General features: G+C 71.1%; 19 protein-coding genes. 7 read left to right on the forward strand and 12 right to left on the reverse strand.

What is annotated here, in order from left to right:
- Nucleotides 1-425: 425 nt before the first annotated feature.
- On the reverse strand, nt 426-1,619 hold the full coding sequence (locus AB0H81_RS36395) for an alpha/beta hydrolase (RefSeq protein ID WP_358384239.1): 1,194 nt from the start codon (nt 1,617-1,619) through the stop codon (nt 426-428).
- 79 nt (nt 1,620-1,698) lie between these two features.
- Nucleotides 1,699-2,067 carry a VOC family protein gene (locus AB0H81_RS36400; protein ID WP_358384242.1) on the reverse strand — a complete coding sequence of 123 codons (369 nt, stop codon included), beginning with the start codon at nt 2,065-2,067 and terminating at the stop codon, nt 1,699-1,701.
- A gap of 88 nt (nt 2,068-2,155) precedes the next feature.
- On the opposite strand from AB0H81_RS36400, the gene AB0H81_RS36405 reads away from it, so the two are divergent.
- A complete protein-coding gene (locus AB0H81_RS36405; RefSeq protein ID WP_358384245.1) occupies nt 2,156-3,052 on the forward strand; it encodes a LysR family transcriptional regulator in 897 nt (298 codons plus the stop codon).
- Between the two features lie 540 nt (nt 3,053-3,592).
- Nucleotides 3,593-5,029 (forward strand): DNRLRE domain-containing protein, encoded by a 1,437-nt coding sequence (locus AB0H81_RS36410; RefSeq protein WP_358384248.1) that lies wholly within the window; start codon nt 3,593-3,595, stop codon nt 5,027-5,029.
- 114 nt (nt 5,030-5,143) lie between these two features.
- On the opposite strand, the gene AB0H81_RS36415 is transcribed toward AB0H81_RS36410, so the two are convergent.
- On the reverse strand, nt 5,144-5,890 hold the full coding sequence (locus tag AB0H81_RS36415) for a class I SAM-dependent methyltransferase (protein ID WP_358384251.1): 747 nt from the start codon (nt 5,888-5,890) through the stop codon (nt 5,144-5,146).
- A gap of 146 nt (nt 5,891-6,036) precedes the next feature.
- Between AB0H81_RS36415 and AB0H81_RS36420 the strand changes: the two genes are divergently transcribed.
- The gene (locus tag AB0H81_RS36420) at nt 6,037-6,246 is read left to right on the forward strand and encodes a hypothetical protein (RefSeq protein WP_358384253.1); all 210 of its coding nucleotides are present in this window, start codon (nt 6,037-6,039) and stop codon (nt 6,244-6,246) included.
- A gap of 31 nt (nt 6,247-6,277) precedes the next feature.
- Here AB0H81_RS36420 and AB0H81_RS36425 read toward each other — a convergent pair whose 3' ends face one another.
- The 5 genes from AB0H81_RS36425 to AB0H81_RS36445 all read right to left on the reverse strand — a co-directional run bounded on the left by AB0H81_RS36425 (nt 6,278) and on the right by AB0H81_RS36445 (nt 12,098).
- The gene (locus tag AB0H81_RS36425; RefSeq protein WP_358384256.1) at nt 6,278-7,477 is read right to left on the reverse strand and encodes an FAD-dependent monooxygenase; all 1,200 of its coding nucleotides are present in this window, start codon (nt 7,475-7,477) and stop codon (nt 6,278-6,280) included.
- 69 nt (nt 7,478-7,546) lie between these two features.
- Nucleotides 7,547-10,435: a BTAD domain-containing putative transcriptional regulator gene (locus AB0H81_RS36430; RefSeq protein WP_358384259.1), complete on the reverse strand. Its 2,889-nt coding sequence runs from the start codon at nt 10,433-10,435 to the stop codon at nt 7,547-7,549.
- Nucleotides 10,436-10,443: 8 nt separating this feature from the next.
- Nucleotides 10,444-10,848 (reverse strand): nuclear transport factor 2 family protein, encoded by a 405-nt coding sequence (locus AB0H81_RS36435; protein ID WP_358384262.1) that lies wholly within the window; start codon nt 10,846-10,848, stop codon nt 10,444-10,446.
- A 166-nt stretch (nt 10,849-11,014) separates the two neighbouring features.
- Nucleotides 11,015-11,473, reverse strand: coding sequence for a hypothetical protein (locus tag AB0H81_RS36440; RefSeq protein ID WP_358384265.1), 459 nt, complete (start codon nt 11,471-11,473; stop codon nt 11,015-11,017).
- A gap of 181 nt (nt 11,474-11,654) precedes the next feature.
- Nucleotides 11,655-12,098, reverse strand: coding sequence for an SSI family serine proteinase inhibitor (locus AB0H81_RS36445; RefSeq protein ID WP_358384267.1), 444 nt, complete (start codon nt 12,096-12,098; stop codon nt 11,655-11,657).
- A gap of 535 nt (nt 12,099-12,633) precedes the next feature.
- On the opposite strand from AB0H81_RS36445, the gene AB0H81_RS36450 reads away from it, so the two are divergent.
- Together AB0H81_RS36450 and AB0H81_RS36455 are read left to right on the forward strand one after the other, a co-directional pair.
- Nucleotides 12,634-13,182, forward strand: coding sequence for a DUF3592 domain-containing protein (locus tag AB0H81_RS36450; RefSeq protein WP_358384268.1), 549 nt, complete (start codon nt 12,634-12,636; stop codon nt 13,180-13,182).
- Between the two features lie 78 nt (nt 13,183-13,260).
- On the forward strand, nt 13,261-13,728 hold the full coding sequence (locus AB0H81_RS36455; RefSeq protein WP_358384270.1) for a DUF2871 domain-containing protein: 468 nt from the start codon (nt 13,261-13,263) through the stop codon (nt 13,726-13,728).
- 17 nt (nt 13,729-13,745) lie between these two features.
- Here AB0H81_RS36455 and trpS read toward each other — a convergent pair whose 3' ends face one another.
- From trpS to AB0H81_RS36470, 3 genes are all read right to left on the reverse strand, one after another.
- Nucleotides 13,746-14,858, reverse strand: a complete 1,113-nt coding sequence (gene trpS, locus AB0H81_RS36460; RefSeq protein WP_358384273.1) for a tryptophan--tRNA ligase — start codon at nt 14,856-14,858, stop codon at nt 13,746-13,748.
- Nucleotides 14,859-15,079: 221 nt separating this feature from the next.
- The gene (locus AB0H81_RS36465) at nt 15,080-15,550 is read right to left on the reverse strand and encodes a hypothetical protein (protein ID WP_358384275.1); all 471 of its coding nucleotides are present in this window, start codon (nt 15,548-15,550) and stop codon (nt 15,080-15,082) included.
- A 56-nt stretch (nt 15,551-15,606) separates the two neighbouring features.
- Nucleotides 15,607-16,233, reverse strand: coding sequence for an NAD(P)H-binding protein (locus AB0H81_RS36470; RefSeq protein ID WP_358384277.1), 627 nt, complete (start codon nt 16,231-16,233; stop codon nt 15,607-15,609).
- Between the two features lie 112 nt (nt 16,234-16,345).
- On the opposite strand from AB0H81_RS36470, the gene AB0H81_RS36475 reads away from it, so the two are divergent.
- Nucleotides 16,346-16,717, forward strand: a complete 372-nt coding sequence (locus tag AB0H81_RS36475) for a helix-turn-helix domain-containing protein (protein ID WP_358384279.1) — start codon at nt 16,346-16,348, stop codon at nt 16,715-16,717.
- A 442-nt stretch (nt 16,718-17,159) separates the two neighbouring features.
- Here AB0H81_RS36475 and AB0H81_RS36480 read toward each other — a convergent pair whose 3' ends face one another.
- Nucleotides 17,160-17,414 carry a hypothetical protein gene (locus AB0H81_RS36480; RefSeq protein WP_358384282.1) on the reverse strand — a complete coding sequence of 85 codons (255 nt, stop codon included), beginning with the start codon at nt 17,412-17,414 and terminating at the stop codon, nt 17,160-17,162.
- A 134-nt stretch (nt 17,415-17,548) separates the two neighbouring features.
- Here AB0H81_RS36480 and AB0H81_RS36485 point away from each other — a divergent pair, with 134 nt between their 5' ends.
- Nucleotides 17,549-17,971, forward strand: a complete 423-nt coding sequence (locus tag AB0H81_RS36485) for a nuclear transport factor 2 family protein (RefSeq protein ID WP_358384285.1) — start codon at nt 17,549-17,551, stop codon at nt 17,969-17,971.
- Nucleotides 17,972-18,136 lie beyond the last annotated feature (165 nt).

The following is an 18,136-nucleotide window of genomic DNA, read 5'->3' on the forward strand; positions in this document are numbered from 1 at the left end:
ACATCGCGGCTCTTGGAGACGTTCGCGGGCCCGACCTCGACCACGGTGTCGGCCCGGTCGGCGGCGATGACCTGGACACGTCCGGCGGGGATGTCGAGGACGGCGGTGATCGGGGCGGAGGTGTCGAACGTGTGCATGATGTGCTCCTTGTGCTGTGTTCTTTCGAGATCCACCATCGCCGGCCGCTCTGATACCGGGCTGTCGCCGCCCTGACGCCGCCGCTGACATACGGGCGACCGGGCCCGGCCGGGGGTCCAGCCGGTCGGGGCCTCTTGCGTTCAGGGCGAGGCCGGCGTCTGGCCCTGACCAGTGATGTCAGCGTGGCCACGCGTCGGCGTGCACCGCCTCCGGTCGCGGCCGTCCCCCCGCGGACGGCCCGGAGGGGGCCCGCGTGGCCGGGCGGCGGTTACGTGGCTGTCGCCGGGTCAGCCCTGGATCGCGTGCTCCTTGAGGAAGCGGCTGACGTGGGGACGCATGATCTGTGCCCCCCAGCTGCCCCATTGGCCGGTGAAGTTGTGCTCGGCCCAGGGGATGGTCACGGCGGTGGCCGGGACGCCGGCAGCCTGGAGTCGGGCGGCCAGATCGGCCGCCTGTGTGGCGGGGATCATGTGATCGCGGTCGCCCTGGACGAGGAGGGTCGGCGGCAGTCCGGTCCGGACGTGGGTGACCGCAGAGGACGCCTCGTAGCGGTCGTGCTGCGTGGCGAGGTCGCCGCCGAGGTAGTCGCGGGTGGCGGCGGTCGCCGCGCTCGGCAGACCCGTCTCCTCCAGGAGGCGGGGCAGGTCGGTGGGGGCGTACCAGCCCATGGCCGACTTGACCGGGGCCTCAGGGACATCGCACGAGGGCCGGAAGCGCTGGTCGTTGACGGTGTAGGCGGCGACGAGGGCGATCTGGCCGCCCGCGGAGTCTCCGGCGATGGAGACGTTGGACGGCGCGATGCCGTACTCGGCCGCCCTGGCGCGGATCCAGCCGAGCGCGCACTTGGCATCTCCCACGGCGTCCTGCCAGCGCGGCGGCGGGGACAGCCGGTAGTCGATGGAGAACACGGCGATGCCCTGGTCGGCCATCCAACGCAGCCATGGGGCGCTGTCGGCCCGGGTGCCGGAGTTCCACGAGCCGCCATGCACGTACAGGAGGGCCGGCCCGCCGGCGGCGCGGCCGGCCGGTCGGTACACGTCGATCTTGAGATCGTGCGCGTAGGTCTCCGTCATGGTCGTGGCCGCCACCGGGGGCGAGGCGAAGTACTGCGACCAGGAGACCTCACCGGTACGAGCGGCCGCCGCCCACGGCACGATCACCATGCCGGCGGACAGGAGGCCGGCCACCGCGCCGGCACTGGACAACACGCGTCGGCGGGTGCGCCAGGCCAGCACCACGGTCAGGACGGCGCCGAGCACGCAGACCATCAGGAAGCCGGTCAGCCAGGGCACGAACAGCGCCATCATGCCCAGCACATCCTGTACGGGGTCGATGGGCACCGGCGGCGCGAAGAACGCCACTCCCAGTAAGGCGACCAGCCCGCACATCGCCCAGGCCAGCACGCTGCCCACGCGTGCCAGTCCTCGTTTTCGCTTCTTGGGTGTGATCACGGTGACGGCGGGATCAGCGGTCAAGGTCATGTCAGTACTCCGTCGAGTCGGTACGTACGTCGTTCGCGGGTGGGTGTGCCGTGACGCGGCGGAACGAGCGCGGTGGCGGTTAAGCGCCCGCGGGAGGTGTCCACTCCACGAGTCGGATCACGATGCCGTTGGGGTCGGTGAGCTCGAACAGCCGCTCGGCCCAGGGCTCCTCGCGCAGCGGCATGCTGACGGCGGCCCCCTCCCGTACCAGCCGGTCGTGCTCGGTGGCCACGTCGGTGACGGTGAAGGTCACCACGACCCCGGCGGGGAGCAGCCCGCCGGGGCCGCGCAGCAGCAGCTCGATGTCGGCGGTGGCGTCCGGGCGCACCAGGCGGGCGTACCCGTCGCCGGCTTCCGCCTCGTGGAACCCCAGATGGCCGGTGAAGAAGTTGCTGGACGCCGCCACGTCGTCGACGTTCAGCGTCACCGCGGAAGCGATGATGTTCACGAGATCAGCCTGCCGACGGGCCGGCACCAGCGACAACGCCGGATCCAGTACCGTGTGTTAACCCAGCGCTAAAGTACGGACGGGCCGCGTGGAACTGCGTGACATCGAGATCTTCCTGACCCTGGCGCAGGAACTGCATTTCGGCCGTACGGCGGAGCGGCTGCACGTGACACCGGCCCGCGTCAGCCAGGCGATCAAGAAGCAGGAACGGCGCATCGGTGCCACCCTGTTCGAGCGCAGCAACCGCCACGTAGCCCTGACCCCGATCGGCAAGCAGCTCTTCGAGGATTTGTCGCCGGCCTACCGCGGGCTGCACGAGGGCTTCGCTCGTGCCGTCGCGGCCGCCCGGGGCGACGCCGAAGTGCTGCGGCTGGGAATGATCGGGCAGAACATCGAGGATTACCGCCTCATCCTTGAGGAGTTCGCCCGCCGCCGGCCGGGCTGTGCGGTGCGCTTCCGACACGTCGACTTCAGCGATCCTTTCGGCCCCCTGCGGGCCGGTGAGGTCGACATCCAGATCCCCTGGCTGCCCGTCAGGGAGCCGGACCTGACGGTGGGGCCGATCGTCTTGACCGAGCCGATCGTGCTGCTGACCGGGACCTCCCACCGGCTGGCCGGACGGGAGTCGATCTCACTGGAGGACCTCGGGGACGAGGTCGTCATGGGCGGTGCGCAACCCGGCTACTGGAGGGAGGGGCTCGTGCCCACCCACACGCCGAGCGGGCGCCTCATCGAGATCGGGCCTATCGTCACCAACTACTCGGACATGATTCCGATTCTCGTGAGCGGCGAGGCCGTCTCACCAGGGTTCGCTCACGGCCAGCGGGTCATGCCGGTACCGGGCATCACCTATGTCCCCATCCACGATGCGCCTCCCGGGCGCTGGGTGCTCGTCTGGCGCACCGCCGCGGAGAACGACCTCATCCGCGATTTCGTCCGGACGGCCCGGGATCTCGGATCCGTCGATCGGGCAGCGAACGGCTGACGAGACCGCGAGGCCAAGGATCAGGGAGACCGGTGTCAACGCCCCATCCGGGGCAGGCGTCGCCGGCGAGCCGAGCTGCCAGGAGCTCGGCGATCGCCGATGTCGGCCCCCCGCACCACCACAGCCCGCACCGCCCCGGGCAGACCGGCGGCGCGTCCCGCCGCCCTGGCGAACGACATGGTGTGGCGGCTGTTCGTGACTGAGCGTTTTACTTGATGACGCATCGCTCTGTGAGATAGGTCATAGTCCCACAATTTCGGCTTGTCCGGATATATCGCGTGATAGTTATGTGACCTGAGCGCGATCATGCTCAGTTTCGCAGAACGGGGAATCATGTACTCACGCGCAGGCGGGGTCGCCTAGCACACGGGGAAGGCCGGCGCTCAGCGCCGGCGACACGGGGTCCACCAGGGCTGAGGGCGCGCCCGCGAGGCGCCGCCTCGATGCCGCCTGTCCAGCTTTATGCGGATTTATCAAACTTTAAATCGCCAGCGCTGGACAAATCATCACCTTCGTCATCTGTACTGCTTAGGATGAGAATTGCGTATTTCGCTTACGGGGAAGCTCGCCCTTGGTCTGCTCACCGCGACCGTACTCGCCGGTGGCACCACGTTCGAGGCCGCCGCGGCCACGCCGACGCCGCCGTCCGACTCGCCGCAGAGCGCTGAGGCCGTCGAGGCCGCCATGGACACCGCCTCCCAGCAGGCGGCCAGCAGCGGCCAGGCCGTGGCCGTCCCGGCTCTGACCAACGAGAACAGCACCACCGTCGCCAACCCCGACGGCACCTTCACCGAGAGCATCAGCTCCGGCGTCGCCCAGATCAAGCAGGGCGGCAAGTGGGTGCCGATCGACACCTCCCTCGTCCAGAACGGCGCGGTGCTCAAGCCGCGCGTCTCCCGCGCCAACATCGAGGTCTCCGCGGGCGGCGACGGGCCGCTGGCCAAGATCGTGGACGACGCCGGCCGCGAGTTCGCGGTCAAGTGGCCGACCGCGCTGCCCAAGCCGACCGTCAGCGGCAACGTCGCGACCTTCGCCAACGCCGCCGGCCGCGGCGCTGACCTCGTCGTCACCGTGCTGCCCACGGGCTTCCGCCACGACGTGGTGCTGCGCGAGAAGCCGACCGGCCCGCTGGAGCTGCGCATCCCCGTGCAGACCGAGGGCGTCGACCTCACCGAGGACGCGAGCGGCCGGCTCCTGCTGAAGAGCACGGCCGGTGACGGCAAGGTCGTCGCCTCCGGCGCGCGTCCGGTCATGTGGGACTCCAGCGGTCACGGCAAGCCGCGCGGCGACGCCGTGAAGGAGATCGACTCCAGCGTCGAGACCCAGAACGGCGTCAAGGTGCTCGTCCTCAAGCCCGACACGGGCTTCCTGGCCGACCCCAAGCGGAAGTACCCGGTCACGGTGTTCCCGTCGATCACGCTCCCGCAGGTCGAGACCGACGCGGACGTGGCCTCCACCTGGCCCTCCCACCCCGGCGACCCGATGATCATCGCGGGCACCATGCCGTGGGAGAACGGTCAGGGCGGCGACGTCATGCGCAGCTACGTCAAGTTCAACACGTCCAAGATCAAGGGCAAGAAGGTCCTCCTGGCCACCCTCGGGATGTGGAACCTGGAGACCAACGGTTGCGGTCTCGCCGTCGGCTCCGGCCTCACCGCCGAGCGGGTCACCAGCCCCTGGGACGAGCGCGACCTCAACTGGGACAACAAGCCCACGACGACCAGCGAGGGCGCCTCCACGACCCGCGTCGGCCGCGGTCGCACCTGGACCGAGCCGTGCGCCATGGGCGCCGGTTTCCTGGCCTGGCCCGTGACGAACATCGCCAAGGCGTGGGCCGCGGGCGCCCCCGACTACGGCATCCAGCTCCGCGGCGCCGACGAGAAGGAGGCCACCAACTGGCGCGCCTTCGCGGCGTCGGAGAACAAGGACAAGGGCGTCAAGCCCCCGACCCTCGCGGTGATCTACACCCGCCGCTGACCACCCCCGCGACGGTGATCGACCCGGCCCTCCCACGCGCCCGCGTGAGGGGGCCGGCCCTTTTGGGGGCGCATGCCCGCCTCGTCGGACGGCCGCGGCCTTGAGCCGGGCGTCCTACCGGTCGGTCCGCCGGAGCAGGAGGGTGACGAAGCCGAGCACGTCGCGGTAGCCGTTGAGCCACATGTCGCGGTGCTCGGCGGCGGCGGCCAGGGCCTCGTCGCCGTCCGGGCCGGGGTTGTCGAGCGCCCAGCGGGTGAGGGTGCCGGTCCAGGACCACTCGTACTCGTCCCACTCGTCACGCGTGCTGGTGTGGCCGTAGACCGTGGCGTAGCCGGCGTCGTGCGCGCGTGTCACGGTGCCGGCCAGGTCGGCGTACTCGTCCGGGTCCGAGCCGAGCAGGTCGAGGAGCTCCTCGGACGGGGGCCGCTCCCAGAATCCCTCGCCGACCAGCGCCAGCCCGCCGGGGCGCAGGTGGCGGCGCACGGCGTCGAGGGTCTCGGCCAGCCCGCCGAAGGCGTGGGTGGAGCCCACGCACAGCACCAGGTCGTACGGCTCGTCCGCGGCGAAGGAGTCGGCCGGGACCTGGTGCAACCGGAGCCGGCCGGCCAGCCCGAGCCGGCCGGCGGACTCGGCGGCCGACGCCAGCGCCTCCTCCCCGATGTCCACCCCGTCCGCCGTCGCGTCGGGGTGGAGCTCCAGCGCCCGCAGGAGCCATACGCCCTCCCCGCAGCCGAGGTCCAGGACGCGCGCACCGGAGGGGAGCTTGGCGCGGGTGAGCAGGCGGTCGAGGTTCGCCTCGGTGATGGGCGTGGCGATGGGGTGGTCGCCATGGGCGAGGTGGCTGATGAGCTGTCGGTGCATTGTGCGAACTATGCCGAGCCGGCTCGCGGGCCGCCACGCAATTCCCGAGGGGGAGGCGGTGGAGAGGGCACGATCTCTGACTGAGAGTTGATGGAGGCGTTGACCCCCACCGATGCGGAGTCGCATGTTCTCCTCGATCGCCGGCGGTGTCGTTCCGGGTCAGCTCCCGCTTCGGCATCACCAGGCTGTCCATCTCGTTCAATTCCTGGTCGGTCCGGGTGAAGGGGACCGGACCGGGTGTGATGTCGCAGGCCATGTTCAGCCGCGGGACCTCCGGATCGGTCAACGGCATCCGGATCCGCGCCACCTCGCTGACCAGCGGCAAGGCCGTGTTACGCCTCACGCCCGTACGCTGACGATCGCGGTGACCTCCGGCGGACCGCACGGTCACGCGTGCTCGCTCAGGTTCCCGTAGTCGTGGAGGGTGACGTTCTCGGCGGCCTTGCGGGCCATGTTCGCGGCCATGTTCTTGCCCGGCAGGTACGGAATGAGCTTGTAGTAGTGGTTGAGCAATGAGGCCAGCACGCGGCTGCCGGGCACCATGAGCTTGGCGACGCCGTCACCCATCTTCTGGCAGCCCGTCGCGTACTCGCGCATCTCCTTCTCGTAGCGGGCGAACGCGACGCGGTGGTCGCCCCCCGCGGCCGCCAGCTCGCCCGCAAGGACGTACGCGCCGACCAGGGCCAGCCCCGAGCCCATGCCGGACAGCGACGAGGGGCAGTAGGCGGCGTCGCCCACCAGGGCGACCCGGCCGCGCGTCCACGTGTCCATGTGGACCTGGCCGACCGAGTCGAAGAAGAAGTCGGGCGCGTGCCGCATCTCGCGCAGCAGCCGCTCGCTCTGCCAGCCGTTGCCGGTGAACTGCTCGGTGAGGACCTCCTGCTGCCGGGCGACGTCGCGGCGGTTCAGGTCCATGAGCGGCGAGGCGAAGAAGAAGACGGCCTTGGCCTCCGCGTTGTGGCGCGCGCTGTACAGGGCGACGAGCCGGCCCGCGGTGCGGTAGGCCTGCCCGGTGTGGTCGAGCCCGAGGTGGTTGGCCGTGGTGAAGATCGCGCAGTAGATGCCGAGGTGCTTCACGAACCGCTCCTCCGGGCCGAACGTCAGGCGGCGGGTGTTGGAGTGCAGCCCGTCGGCGCCGATCACCAGGTCGAACCGGCGCGGCACGCCGCGCTCGAAGGTGACGGTCACGCCGTCGGCGTCCTCGTCGATGGAGGTGATGGAGTCGCCGAAGACGTACTCGGTGAAGCCCTTGGTCGCGTCGTGGAGGATGCGCCCCAGGTCGCCGCGGAGGATCTCGACGTCGCCGGCGAACAGGTCGGCGGGCATCCTGGCCTGCTCCTTGCCGGCCGCGTTCACGTACGACATGGAGCCCACGCCGGTCTTGGCGCGTTCGACGGCGTCGAGGACGCCCATGCGGCGCAGGACCGTCAGGTGGGCCCGGCCGCGGAAGTCGACGGCGTAGCCGCCGTCACGGAGGGCGGGGGCGCGCTCCACGATCGTGGGGACGAAGCCGTGACGGTGCAGCCAGTAGGCGAGCGCGGGGCCGGCGATGGAGGAGCCCGAGATGAGGACGGTGCGGTTCTTCATGACGCAGAGCCTCCACCGGGGCGCTCACCGCGGGCTCACCGCCGGCTCACCACCCTCACCACGGGCGGCTCACCGCCCGCTCACCGCCTCCACGACCTGCTCGGGCAGGCCCATCATGCGCAGCGCCTCCGGGGTGGCGGGCACGACCGTGGCCGCCGACGCGGCGGCCTCCCGGTATCGCGCCGCGGCTCCGGCCCGGTCGCCGCGCGCTTCCGCGACGCGGCCGAGCCCGGCCAGCGCGCGCACCCGGTGACCGACGCTCTTGATCCAGTGCGGGTCGAGCCGTTCCAGGGCTTCCTCGTACAGCCGCTCGGCCTCCGCGAGGTCGTGCTCCGTCAGGGCGACGTCGCCCAGCCCGCGCAGGGCCGCCGCGAGACAGGTGGAGCCGCCGGCGGTGTGGGCGAGCCGGGCGGCCCGCTCGTAGTCGGCGCGGGCCGCCGCCAGGTCGTCTCCGGCGAGGTGGTCGCCCCGGTTGACCAACAGGTCGGCGCCGTCCTCCAGCGCGCCGAGCTCCTCGGCGAGGGCGAACGCCTCGTCGGTCAGCGCGACGGCCTTCGCCCGGTCGCCGGCCGCCCCCGCCAGGCCGGCGATCGCGTCCAGGGCCAGCGAGGTGCCCCATCGGTCGCCGAGCGAGCGGAACGCCCCGGCCGCCGCGCGGAACGCCTGCTCGGCGCCCGCGGTGTCGCCCTCGCCGAGCAGCCCGTAGCCGTGCACGTACCGGGCGGCCGCCCTCGCCCACGGATCGGGGCAGTCGCGCCGCGACCAGACCAGCGTGTACGCGCCGCGCGGATCGGCGTCCACGGCGCTGCGCATCATCCACAGCAGCAGGGTGGCCGGATGGCGGCCCGCCCGGTCGCCCGGCCACGCGGCGGCCAGCGCCTGCTCGGCCGCCGCGTGATGCCGCTGCCAGACCGGCCGCCCGCCGTCCCCGGACGCCGCCAGCAGCACGCATGTCGCGTACTCCTCGCCCGGGGTGCCCTCCGCCGGGGCGTCCATGGCGTCGAGCAGCGCGATCGCTTGCGGCGCGACGGCCGCGGACACGCCTCTCAGCCACAGGTACGTCGAGGCGGAGGCGAGCAGCTCCAGAGCCGTCCGCACCTCCCGGGCCTCGACGGCCCAGCGCAGAGCGGCGAGGAGGTCGGCGTGCTCGGCCGCGAGCCTCGGCAGCCACTCCAGCTGCTCGGCCCGGCGCAGGTGGGGGTCGGCGGCCCGCATAAGCTCCAGGAGCCGCCGGGCGTGGCCCTTCCGTACGGTCTCGCCCTCGCCCGCCTCGTCGAGCCGTTCGGCGGCGTACGCGCGGATCGTCTCCAGCATCCGGAAGCGCCCGCCCGCGGCCTCCAGGAGTGACTTGTCGGCCAGCGACTCCAGCGTCTCGCCGTCGGCGCCGCACACCCGCAGCGCCGACTCCGCCGTCGCGCCGCCGGCGAAGACGGCGAACCGCCGCGCGGCCCGCCGCTCCGGCTCGGTCAGCAGGTCCCAGCTCCACGCGACCACCGAGCGCAGCGTCCGGTGCCGCTCGTCGGCCGTCCGGCTGCCGCGCGCCGCCACGCCGAGCCGGTCGTCCAGCCGTCCCGCCAGGTCGTCGACGTCCAGGGTGCGCAGCCGCGCCGCCGCGAGCTCGATGGCCAGCGGCAGGTCGTCGAGCGCCGCGCAGATCCGCCGTACGACCTGGGGATCGGCGGTGAACCCGCGCCGCACGGCCGCGGCGCGGTCGGTGAAGAGCCGCACGGCCGCGTCGGCGTCGAGGGCGCGCACCTGCCAGAGGTTCTCCCCGATGACGCCGAGCGGTTCACGGCTCGTGGCCAGAACCCGCAGCCGCGGGCAGGTCGCCAGCAGCCGGGCCGCCAGGGCGGCGGCCTCCTCGATGACGTGCTCGCAGTTGTCCAGGACGAGCAGGAGCACCCGGTCCGACAGCGCCGAGATGAGCCGCTCGACCGGGCCCTGCCCGTCTCCCTCGATGACCAGCCCGTTCTCGCGCAGGCCGAGCGCGCCCAGCAGCGCCCGCGGCAGGTCGGCGCCGTCGCGCAGCGCGGCCAGCTCCACGAAGCACACGTCGTCGTCCGCGATCGCGGCGACCTCGACGGACAGCCGGGTCTTACCGACGCCGCCTGGGCCGATCAGCGTGACCAGCCTGGCCAGGCGCAGCCGCCCGGCGACCTCGGTCACCTCCTCGGCCCGGCCGACGAAGCTCGTGAGCTGGGCCGGCGGCGCGGCGGGCGCGGGGGACGGCGGCGCGCTCAGCGCCTCACGGTGCAGCGCGGTGAGCTCGGCCGAGGGGGCGGCGCCCAGCTCCTCGTCCAGGTGCCGCCTGGTCTCCTCGAACACCTCCAGCGCCGCCGCCTGCCCGTCCTCGGCGAACAACGCCCGCATGAGCAGCGCCGCCAGCCGTTCGCGCAGCGGATGGCGGCCGGCCAGCTCGCGCAGCTCGGGCACGACCGCGCGGTGCTCGCCCAGTCGCAGCTCGCCCTCGATGCTGTCCTCGATCGTCCCGAGCCGCTGCTCCTCCAGCCGCGCGGCGGCGGCCTGAGCCGTCGGGCTTTCGCGGAGGTCGGCCAGCGCCGGGCCCCGCCACAGCTCCAGCGCCTCGCGCAGCAGCGTGACCGCCCGGCCCGGGTCGCCCTCGCGCAGCGCGGACCGGCCTTCCCGGGCCAGCCGCTCGAACCGGCAGGCGTCCACGTCGTCGGCATCCCGGACCACGATCCGGTAGCCCGCTCCGTACCGCTCGATCGCCGCCCCGTCGCCCAGGGCCGAGCGCAGCCTGGACACCTGCGAGTGCAGCGCGTGAGCCGACGTCCCCCCGTCCGGCTCGATCTCGTCGGCGAGTCGCTCGGCCGGGAGGACCTCGCCGGGACGGACCAGCAGCAGGGCCAGCAGCGCCCGCCGGGCCGGGCCGCCCAGGGAGACCTCGGCCCCGTCGTCGCGCCACGCCCGGGTCTGGCCGAGGATTCCGAACCGCATGCGGGTGATTATGCCGGGGCTTTGACGGGGGTGCCCTGCGCGGAGACGAGCCGCCAGGCGGTGGGAGAGGCGGCGATGTAGACGTGGGTGTAGCGGCTGCCGGCGCTGAAGGTGGTCCCGTCGGAGTGCGTGAAGTTCATGCCGGTCCGTCCCACGACGATCCCGACGTCCCCGGCGTCGCCGAGGTGGCGGACGATGGCCTCCTCCGGGAACGTCTCGATCGCCGGGAAGCGTACGGCGCCGGCGGTGATGGCGTCGAGGAGGACGTCCCGGCTCACGACGGCCCCGTCCTCCACGCTGACCAGGACGAAGTCGTCCGCGAGGAGATCGTCCAGGACCTCGGGCTCCGCGGCCGTCAGCGCCTCGAAGAAGCGCCGGTCGTGGTCGAGCAGGGATGGGCGGTCTGCGCTCATGGGCGTTGTCCGTTCCTCGGGGTGTCAGGGGGCCCGAGCGTAAGCCTTGTCCCCAGTGTCAAGGTCAAGGCTGGGCCAGGGCCGGGACGGCCCCCCGATCGGCGAGTGCCGGCCCCCCTCTGGCCGGTCTCGCCCAGGCCGTCCCGGCCGTGGCCGGTGTGGTGGATCAGTCGTGCGCTGCGGGCCTGGTCGGCGCGAGGCGGCGGTCCATGACCTGGTCGAGCTGCGTGACGGCGGGCTCCCAGTCGCGTGGCAGCGTGTGGCAGCGGACGGCGCGGTGGCCCCGGTAGCGCAGGGTGTAGGTGAAGTGATCCGCGACCTCACAGCCCTGCGTGGAGGAGTTCCACGTGGAGACGGCGCCGAGCCGGCGCCGCAGCAGGCTGAACTCCTCGGGGGTGAGCTGGAAGGCGGCGGTGACCCCGCCGGCGGCGGCCCGCGCCAGGCCGTTCCGGTCTATCGAAATTCTGCGCTGAATTCCCGCGAACCCGCCCGTCTTCTCATAGCCAATCAATTCTTGTGAATGGCCGGCGGCGGGCTGGGCCTGCGTTTCGGCCCGCGCCGTCGTCGCCGGCAGGGCGGCCGTGATCGCCGCGAAAATGGTCGCGACAGCCAGGTGCTTGAACACGAAAATATCCTTCTCCTCGTCCGGACAACGTCTTGGAGTCCACTGGCGGGATTGTGGTCAGCCCTGTTCCCGGGGCATCCCGAAAGGCCCTATTCTCGCAGGCGCGTGCTATTCCGGTGTTCATGTGACGGCCATGTGAGAGTGGGGATCGGGATGCCCCGCATTCAGGAAAGGCTGTGCGTCAGGAGGCGAAGAGGACGCCTCCGGTGGCGTGCACCGCCGTGCAGAGGTTCGGATACGTACGCGTGAATTCGCGGAACTGCCTGTTCCAGACGCCGGTGGCGGTCACGCGCACCGGGGCGTATTCCTTGGTGCACATGCCGGGAGCCTCGGGGATGCGCTCCACCATGCCGTTCGCGCGCCGGAGCTGGTCGCAGGCCTGCGCCGGACTGGCGTGCGCGCCTCCGTCCGGGCCGCACAGCAGGGTCCCGGCCGAGAGGGGCGCGGGGTCTCCGCCGGTCGCGGGGGTGACTCGCAGGACGTAGACGCCGACGGGGTCGGTCGTCGTCGAGGTCGTCGAGGTGGTCGCCAGAGCGGGCGCGACGGAGAACAGCGGGGCCAGTCCGGCGAGGGCGGCCGTGGCGAGCCACGCCCTGCGACGGTCAAAGGTTCGCTGCGATCGCATGGGATACCTCCTTGTATCTGTGCCGCGATCAGCGGCCTTCGGGGGGTGAGGCGTAATTGTTGGACGCCTCATCGTGCGGAGGAAAAGCGCGGGGACCGGATGCCGGTAGGCGTTCCTGAATCCCTTGCGCCCACGAGATGTTAGGACGATGACAAGTGCGGGGCAAGTCGCCGGTCACGCGCCGCGCGCGGTTCGTTGACAATTCAAAGAAAATCCCGGCTTCATTAAACGCGGCGCAGGACCGTAAACGGCCAGGGGTGCGGGGGTGAACGCCTCGGCCCACCGCCCGCCGAGCAGGTGATCTTCGTGCGGTGGTGTCGAAAGCTCCCGTCCGGATTGCACGGCCTTTTCTGGTGACCCTTTTTCTCTCAGTGACAAAGCTCACATTGCGGCCTTATCGCGGTCCGCATATATGAGCCCTGCGGCTGTCATGACCCTGGCCGCCGCGAACCGCGTCCAGGCGAGGAGTCGAGGGCCGGGAACCTCGCCCCCTCCGGGGCGTTCTATGATTCGAGCCGATCTGAGGAGACCCGCGTTGGACGACCTGATCACCTACTTCCCGTTGCTGTTCGTGGCGTTCGGAATGCTGATCGTTCTGGGTTCGATCAAGGGGATGGTGGACGGCAGGCGGTTCGCCCGGCGAGCGCAGCGGGTGCCGGGCGTCGTCAGCGACGTCCGCACCACGTTCGCGGGGCGAGGGGAGCACCTGAGGGCGAGACATCGGCCGGTCCTGACCTTCACGACCGTGGACGGGCGGGAGATCACCACCGAGGCGCGGACCACCTCCGAGCTCGGCGTCGGCAACGCGACCGACGTGCTCTACGACCCGCGGGACCCGACCAGGGCCGTGCCCGCGGAGAGCGTCGGGGGCGGTCACGGCGGGATCGTCGCCGGGCTCATCGCGGTCGTCATCGGCCTGGCCTTCTTCGCCGGTGTCTCCGGTGCCGTCGCCGGCGACGGAGTCCGCGACCGAGTCGGCGACCGAGTCGGCGACGGCGATTCCGGGACCCGGTGCGAGATCCAGAACCCCGACGGCTCCGTCGAGCCCACGGAGTGCCCGCCCGGTCTCGATGCCGACGAGTGATTGCTCGCCGGTCGTTCATGACTCGTGCCCCACCGCGGGGGACGTCATGGCGCCTCCGCGGGCGACGGCGCGGCAAGCATGAGGAAGATCCTCAACGCCGCACACGTCTACATGATCCTCGGGGTCGTCAGCGGTCTGTACTACCGTGAGATCACCAAGCTGACCGGCTTCACCGGCGAGACGCAGCTCGGCGTGGTGCACACGCATCTGCTCGTGCTCGGGATGCTGTTCTTTCTGGTCGTCCTGGCCTTGGAGAAGCTGTTCGCGTTGACCTCCAGCCGGCTCTTCGGCTGGTTCTTCTGGATCTACAACTCCGGCCTCGCGGTGACCGTCGCCATGATGACCCTGCACGGAACGCTGACCGTCCTGGGCCACCCCGACAGTACGGCCATCGCCTTGATCGCCGGCCTGGGGCACATCCTGCTGACCGTGGGGCTGGTCCTGCTGTTCGTCACGCTGGGCAAGCTGATCCCCGCCAAGGCCGCGCCCGCCGACGGTTCGGTTGCGACCCGCCCCGCCGACACGGCGCGACCGTCGGCCCTCTGACGGAGGCTCCGCGGGTGTCAGTAGTGGCTGTTCATGGCGGTACGCACCTCGGCGAGGGTGGCGTCGGCGATGGCTCTGGCCCGCTCGTTGCCCTCCCGCAGGATCTGGTGGAGGTAGGCGCGGTCCTGGGCGTACTCGCTCCGGCGGGCCCGGATCGGAGCCAGGTACTCGTTGACCGCCTCGGTCACGGTCGCCTTCAGCGCGGCGGCACCCGCGGAGCCGATGCCGGAGGCGACCTCCTCGGGGGTCCGCTCCTGGCAGAGGGCCGCCAGCAGCAGGAGCGAGGACACCTCCGGGCGGGTGACCGGATCGTAGGTGATGTGACGCTCGGAGTCGGTCTTGGCTCCCTTGATCAGACGGGCCGTCTCGTCGGCGCCGGCGGCCAGGGTGATGGCGTTGTTCCGGCTCTTGCTCATCTTGGTGCCGTCCGTGCCGAGCAGAAGGGGCGCGCTCGACAGCAGGGCGTCGGGCTGGGGGAACACGGCGGTGCCGTTGCCGTAGCGGTCGTTGAAGCGGCGCGCGATGGTGCGGGTGATCTCGAGGTGGGGGAGCTGGTCCTGGCCGACCGGGACCAGGTTGGCCTTGCAGAAGAGGATGTCGGCGGCCTGGTGGGCGGGGTAGGTGAACGTCAGGCCGCTGACGGCGGACTGGCGTGAGTGGGCGATCTCGTCCTTGACGGTGGGGTTGCGGTTGAGCTCGGCGACGGAGACGAGGCTGAGGAAGGGCAGCAGCAGCTGGTTGAGGGCGGGGACGGCACTGTGCGTGAAGACGGTGCTGCGTGCCGGGTCCACGCCGATGGCGAGGTGGTCCAGCACCAGCTCCTCGACGTGCCCGGTCAGGTCGTCCGCGACGTCGCGGTCGGTCAGGACCTGATAGTCCGCGACGAGCACGAACATCTCCACGCCGAGGTCCTGCAGGCGTACCCGGTTGTGGAGTGTGCCGAAGTAGTGGCCCAGGTGCAGACGTCCGGTAGGGCGGTCACCGGTCAGCACCCGGAACCGCCCCGGATCTTCACGGATCAGTTCTTCGAGATGCGCGCTGCGGGCCTGCGCGACGGACGTCCCGAGCGGGTCGGCGGGGGAGCCGGAGGCGAGGGTCTCGGGTCCTGCGGTGAGCAGAGTGGTGTTCATGGGTGTCTCCTGGTGGGTGCCGGTATCGCCGTCAGGACGACACGTCCCTGCTCCAGGGAACACAAAAGGGCCGTCCGTCCGAACGGCCCAGTTCATGAATGAGAGGCGGCCGCTCCTACAAGGAGCGCCACCAGCTCAGACACGAGGAAAGATGCATGGACGGCATCATAACGTTCGCCGTCCGATCCGGGGAAGATCGAGGGCTCGCCCCGGAGATCCCATCACTTGGGCGAGAGGCGGGCGGCGCCTGATCGCTCCGGCGCGTGACCGAGCAGGTGCCGGCGGAGGAAGGACAGCTCGACGTCGAGGGCCTGCTCGTGCATCTCCATGAAGGGCGAGTAGTGCCTGCCAGGCATGCGGACCAGCTCCGCGCGCGGTGCCCGCCGCGCCGCGTGGAGGGCGGGTCCGGGGGGAGCGGTCTGGTCCTCGTCGCAGGTGAGGATCAGCAGCGGGCTCCGTACGCGCGAGGTGTCACGGCCGGGCTGGTAGAACAGGAGGCGCAGCGCGGAGCGGGCCGCCACCGCCTGCTGCCACTCCGGGTGCCTGTCGTCGGGGTCGAGCGCGCGTGGCCCGTCCCCGACGTCCGGCGTGGTGAGCATGGCGACAGTGCCCGGCTCGCCGGCGAGCGGCACCAGCAGGGGCCGGCGGCCCGCGAGAGCGCCGACGGCGTCGGCGATGCCCCTGCCGGTCACCAGATCGCGCCCTCGGCCGGGCCCGCCTCGTCGCGCCTGGCGGTGCCGTCATGTCGTCATGTCACGGCCAGGTGGTCGTGGTGGTGCCGTGGGGTCTCGGCCTCGTCGAGCAGGACGAGGGCGAAGTCCGCATAGGAGATGCGCGCCGCGGGGTCACCGTGTTCGCGGAGCTCGTAACGGCCGGTGCGCTCACCCTCATGGTCGAAGTCGCCGGCCGGGCTGACATACACCCAGTCCAGCGTGCCGCCTTCGCCACGAAGAACCTCAAGACCGTCGGCGTGCGCCAGGCAGAAGGGCCGGAACTCGGCGGGGAAACCGGGCATGTCCAGCAGGCGGGTGCCGTCGGGGCCGAGCAGGAGCGATGCCAGGCCGACCGTGACGAGTCTGTCCACCCCGGCCTGCCGCAGGCCCTTGATGAGGGCGTGCGAGGCGCTGGTGAAGAACTCCTCCGAATCGATCACCGCCGCCGCGTTGATCGCGGCGTCGTGCCCGGCCGCGAGGGCGGCGACGTCCGCCGCGTCGGTGACGTCCCCGGCGACGATCCGTACGCCGTCGTCCGCCAAGCCGCCGTAGCGGGACGGGTCGCGGACCACCGCGGTGACCTGGTGTCCACGCCGGCGCGCTTCAGCGACAGCCTGCCGGCCTGCCCGGCCTCCAGCCCCGAAAATCACGAACCTGCCCATTGTCGGAATACCTCCCGGTTGATCGATGCTCCCGAAAGGTAGCCGCAAGGGCGGTTACCTCCTGGATACCGGGACCAGCTACCGGCCTCAGCCGACAGGCAGGAGAGAGAGCATGACGCACCGCCAGCCGCTTCCTCAGGACATGTTCGACGAACTGTGTCCGTCCTCGCTTCTGCCCTTCCGCTTCGGCGACAAGTGGGCGGCTCTGATCATTCGCTGCCTGGAAGAGGGCCCCCGCCGGTTCTCCGAGCTGCGTGTGCCACTGCAGCGCGTCACCCCGAAGGTGCTCACGCAGTCGCTACGCGGCCTGGAGCGAGCCGGGCTCGTCTCACGCACGGTGCGCGCCGACCCGAGACCGGAAGTGGAGTACGCGCTGACGCCGCTGGGCCGCAGCATGTTGGAACCACTGGATTCCGCATGCGCGTGGGCGGCGGAGCACTGGGACGAGCTGCTTGACGCACGGGAGCAGTACACGGCCCCATGACACTCATGATGTACGGGACGGGTCCTGATCGCCGGCGGCCTCCTCCCGCTCCAGCGCACGGACCAGGGCCTCGAACCCCGCCGCGATCCCCGCGGCATCCCCGCTGGTCCGCGACTCCACAAACCCCGTCGAAGTGGTAGAGCAGCACCTTGTGCGTGGTGCCGGCCGCCCGCGCGGCCCGCCGGAGCGAGAAGTCCACAAGCCCGTTGACCGCGAGGTCGTCGGTGACACGATCGAGCAGTTCCCGGCGCCTGGCCTCGCCGCGCGGCGACCCCGCCGACCGCCGGTAGCCTGCCCGCTCCGGTGAGCCGTCGTCTGCGGAAGAGTTCATGTCACAAGCTTCCACGATCACAGCCCTCACGCGGCGGCTGGGAGCCTCGTCCCGGATCAGGCCATCTGAAATACCGACTCTCCGCGAAGTGGTCGAGATGGCGTGGATCGCTCACCTCGATGGTGAAGAGGGCGGATCGGCACGCTCGAGAACAAGGCCATAGAGCTCCTTGAACTCGGCTTCCGTCGCCGCGGAGACAGACGCCGCACCGTAGCGGCTGAGGTGCTTCCACGCGTCCACGATGATCTGCAGCCCCAACTCCGGGTCGTGAGAGAACCCGTAGTTGTCGGTGTCGCGGTAGTGAAGGCTGCCGGTGAGGGTGGTGTCACGTCGGGGATCGGTGAGAACGTCATAGATGAAGGTCATCTGGGGAGCGTAATGGTCACGACGGACACCCGCCGGGTGATCACCCTGGACGTGCGCAGGTCGCTGACCGTCGTCCGGTGACCGTGTCCGAATGTGGCCGGTCTCGTGCCGGGAGGCTGCCTACGCTGTCTGGCATGACTTCTGAACAGAGCCGCGAGCTCGTGCAGCAGGCGTGGCGATCATTCTCGACCAGGGACAAAAATCTGATCGGGGCGTTCTTCACCCAGGACGCCGAGTGGCTGGCCCCGCCCGGGAACGCGACCGCCGTGGCGCTCGGCGGGACGCACCACATGGTGGGCAGGGACGCCATCGTCCACTTCCTCACCGTTGACTTCCCGCGCATGTTCGTCGCCGACGTGGCGTTGGATTTCCGCGGCTTCTACGCCGACGGCGACGTGGTCGTGGTGGAGGAGAGCATGCGGGCCACGCTGGCGGACGGCAAGGACTACCGCAACGACTACTGCTTCGTCTTCGAGCTGCGGGACGGGTTGATCCATCGGGTGCGCGAATACATGGACACCGCCAAGGGGCATCGCATGGTGTTCGGGGACGCGTGAACCACCTGCGCGCGGACCTGTCCGGATGTCAGGTGCCGGCTATGTGATCAGATTCACGGGAAGGGCCCTCGGCGGGCACCACGGCGAGCCTCGGCGAGGGCGGGGCGAAGCGGCCGGCGACGGCTGCCAGGATCGCGCCTGCCGCGGCCGCGGCCGCGGCGCGAA

The organism is Nonomuraea sp. NPDC050691 (assembly GCF_040654455.1).
Classification (GTDB): domain Bacteria; phylum Actinomycetota; class Actinomycetes; order Streptosporangiales; family Streptosporangiaceae; genus Nonomuraea.

Excerpts from the sequence above, each read along its gene's own strand:
- AB0H81_RS36395 (WP_358384239.1), bottom strand. The coding sequence starts at position 1,619 with ATGACCTTGACCGCTGATCCCGCCGTCACCGTGATCACACCCAAGAAG.
- AB0H81_RS36415 (WP_358384251.1), bottom strand. The coding sequence starts at position 5,890 with ATGCACCGACAGCTCATCAGCCACCTCGCCCATGGCGACCACCCCATC.
- AB0H81_RS36425 (WP_358384256.1), bottom strand. The coding sequence starts at position 7,477 with ATGAAGAACCGCACCGTCCTCATCTCGGGCTCCTCCATCGCCGGCCCC.
- AB0H81_RS36430 (WP_358384259.1), bottom strand. The coding sequence starts at position 10,435 with ATGCGGTTCGGAATCCTCGGCCAGACCCGGGCGTGGCGCGACGACGGG.
- AB0H81_RS36435 (WP_358384262.1), bottom strand. The coding sequence starts at position 10,848 with ATGAGCGCAGACCGCCCATCCCTGCTCGACCACGACCGGCGCTTCTTC.
- AB0H81_RS36445 (WP_358384267.1), bottom strand. The coding sequence starts at position 12,098 with ATGCGATCGCAGCGAACCTTTGACCGTCGCAGGGCGTGGCTCGCCACG.
- AB0H81_RS36455 (WP_358384270.1), top strand. The coding sequence starts at position 13,261 with ATGAGGAAGATCCTCAACGCCGCACACGTCTACATGATCCTCGGGGTC.
- trpS (WP_358384273.1), bottom strand. The coding sequence starts at position 14,858 with ATGAACACCACTCTGCTCACCGCAGGACCCGAGACCCTCGCCTCCGGC.
- AB0H81_RS36470 (WP_358384277.1), bottom strand. The coding sequence starts at position 16,233 with ATGGGCAGGTTCGTGATTTTCGGGGCTGGAGGCCGGGCAGGCCGGCAG.
- AB0H81_RS36475 (WP_358384279.1), top strand. The coding sequence starts at position 16,346 with ATGACGCACCGCCAGCCGCTTCCTCAGGACATGTTCGACGAACTGTGT.
- AB0H81_RS36480 (WP_358384282.1), bottom strand. The coding sequence starts at position 17,414 with ATGACCTTCATCTATGACGTTCTCACCGATCCCCGACGTGACACCACC.
- AB0H81_RS36485 (WP_358384285.1), top strand. The coding sequence starts at position 17,549 with ATGACTTCTGAACAGAGCCGCGAGCTCGTGCAGCAGGCGTGGCGATCA.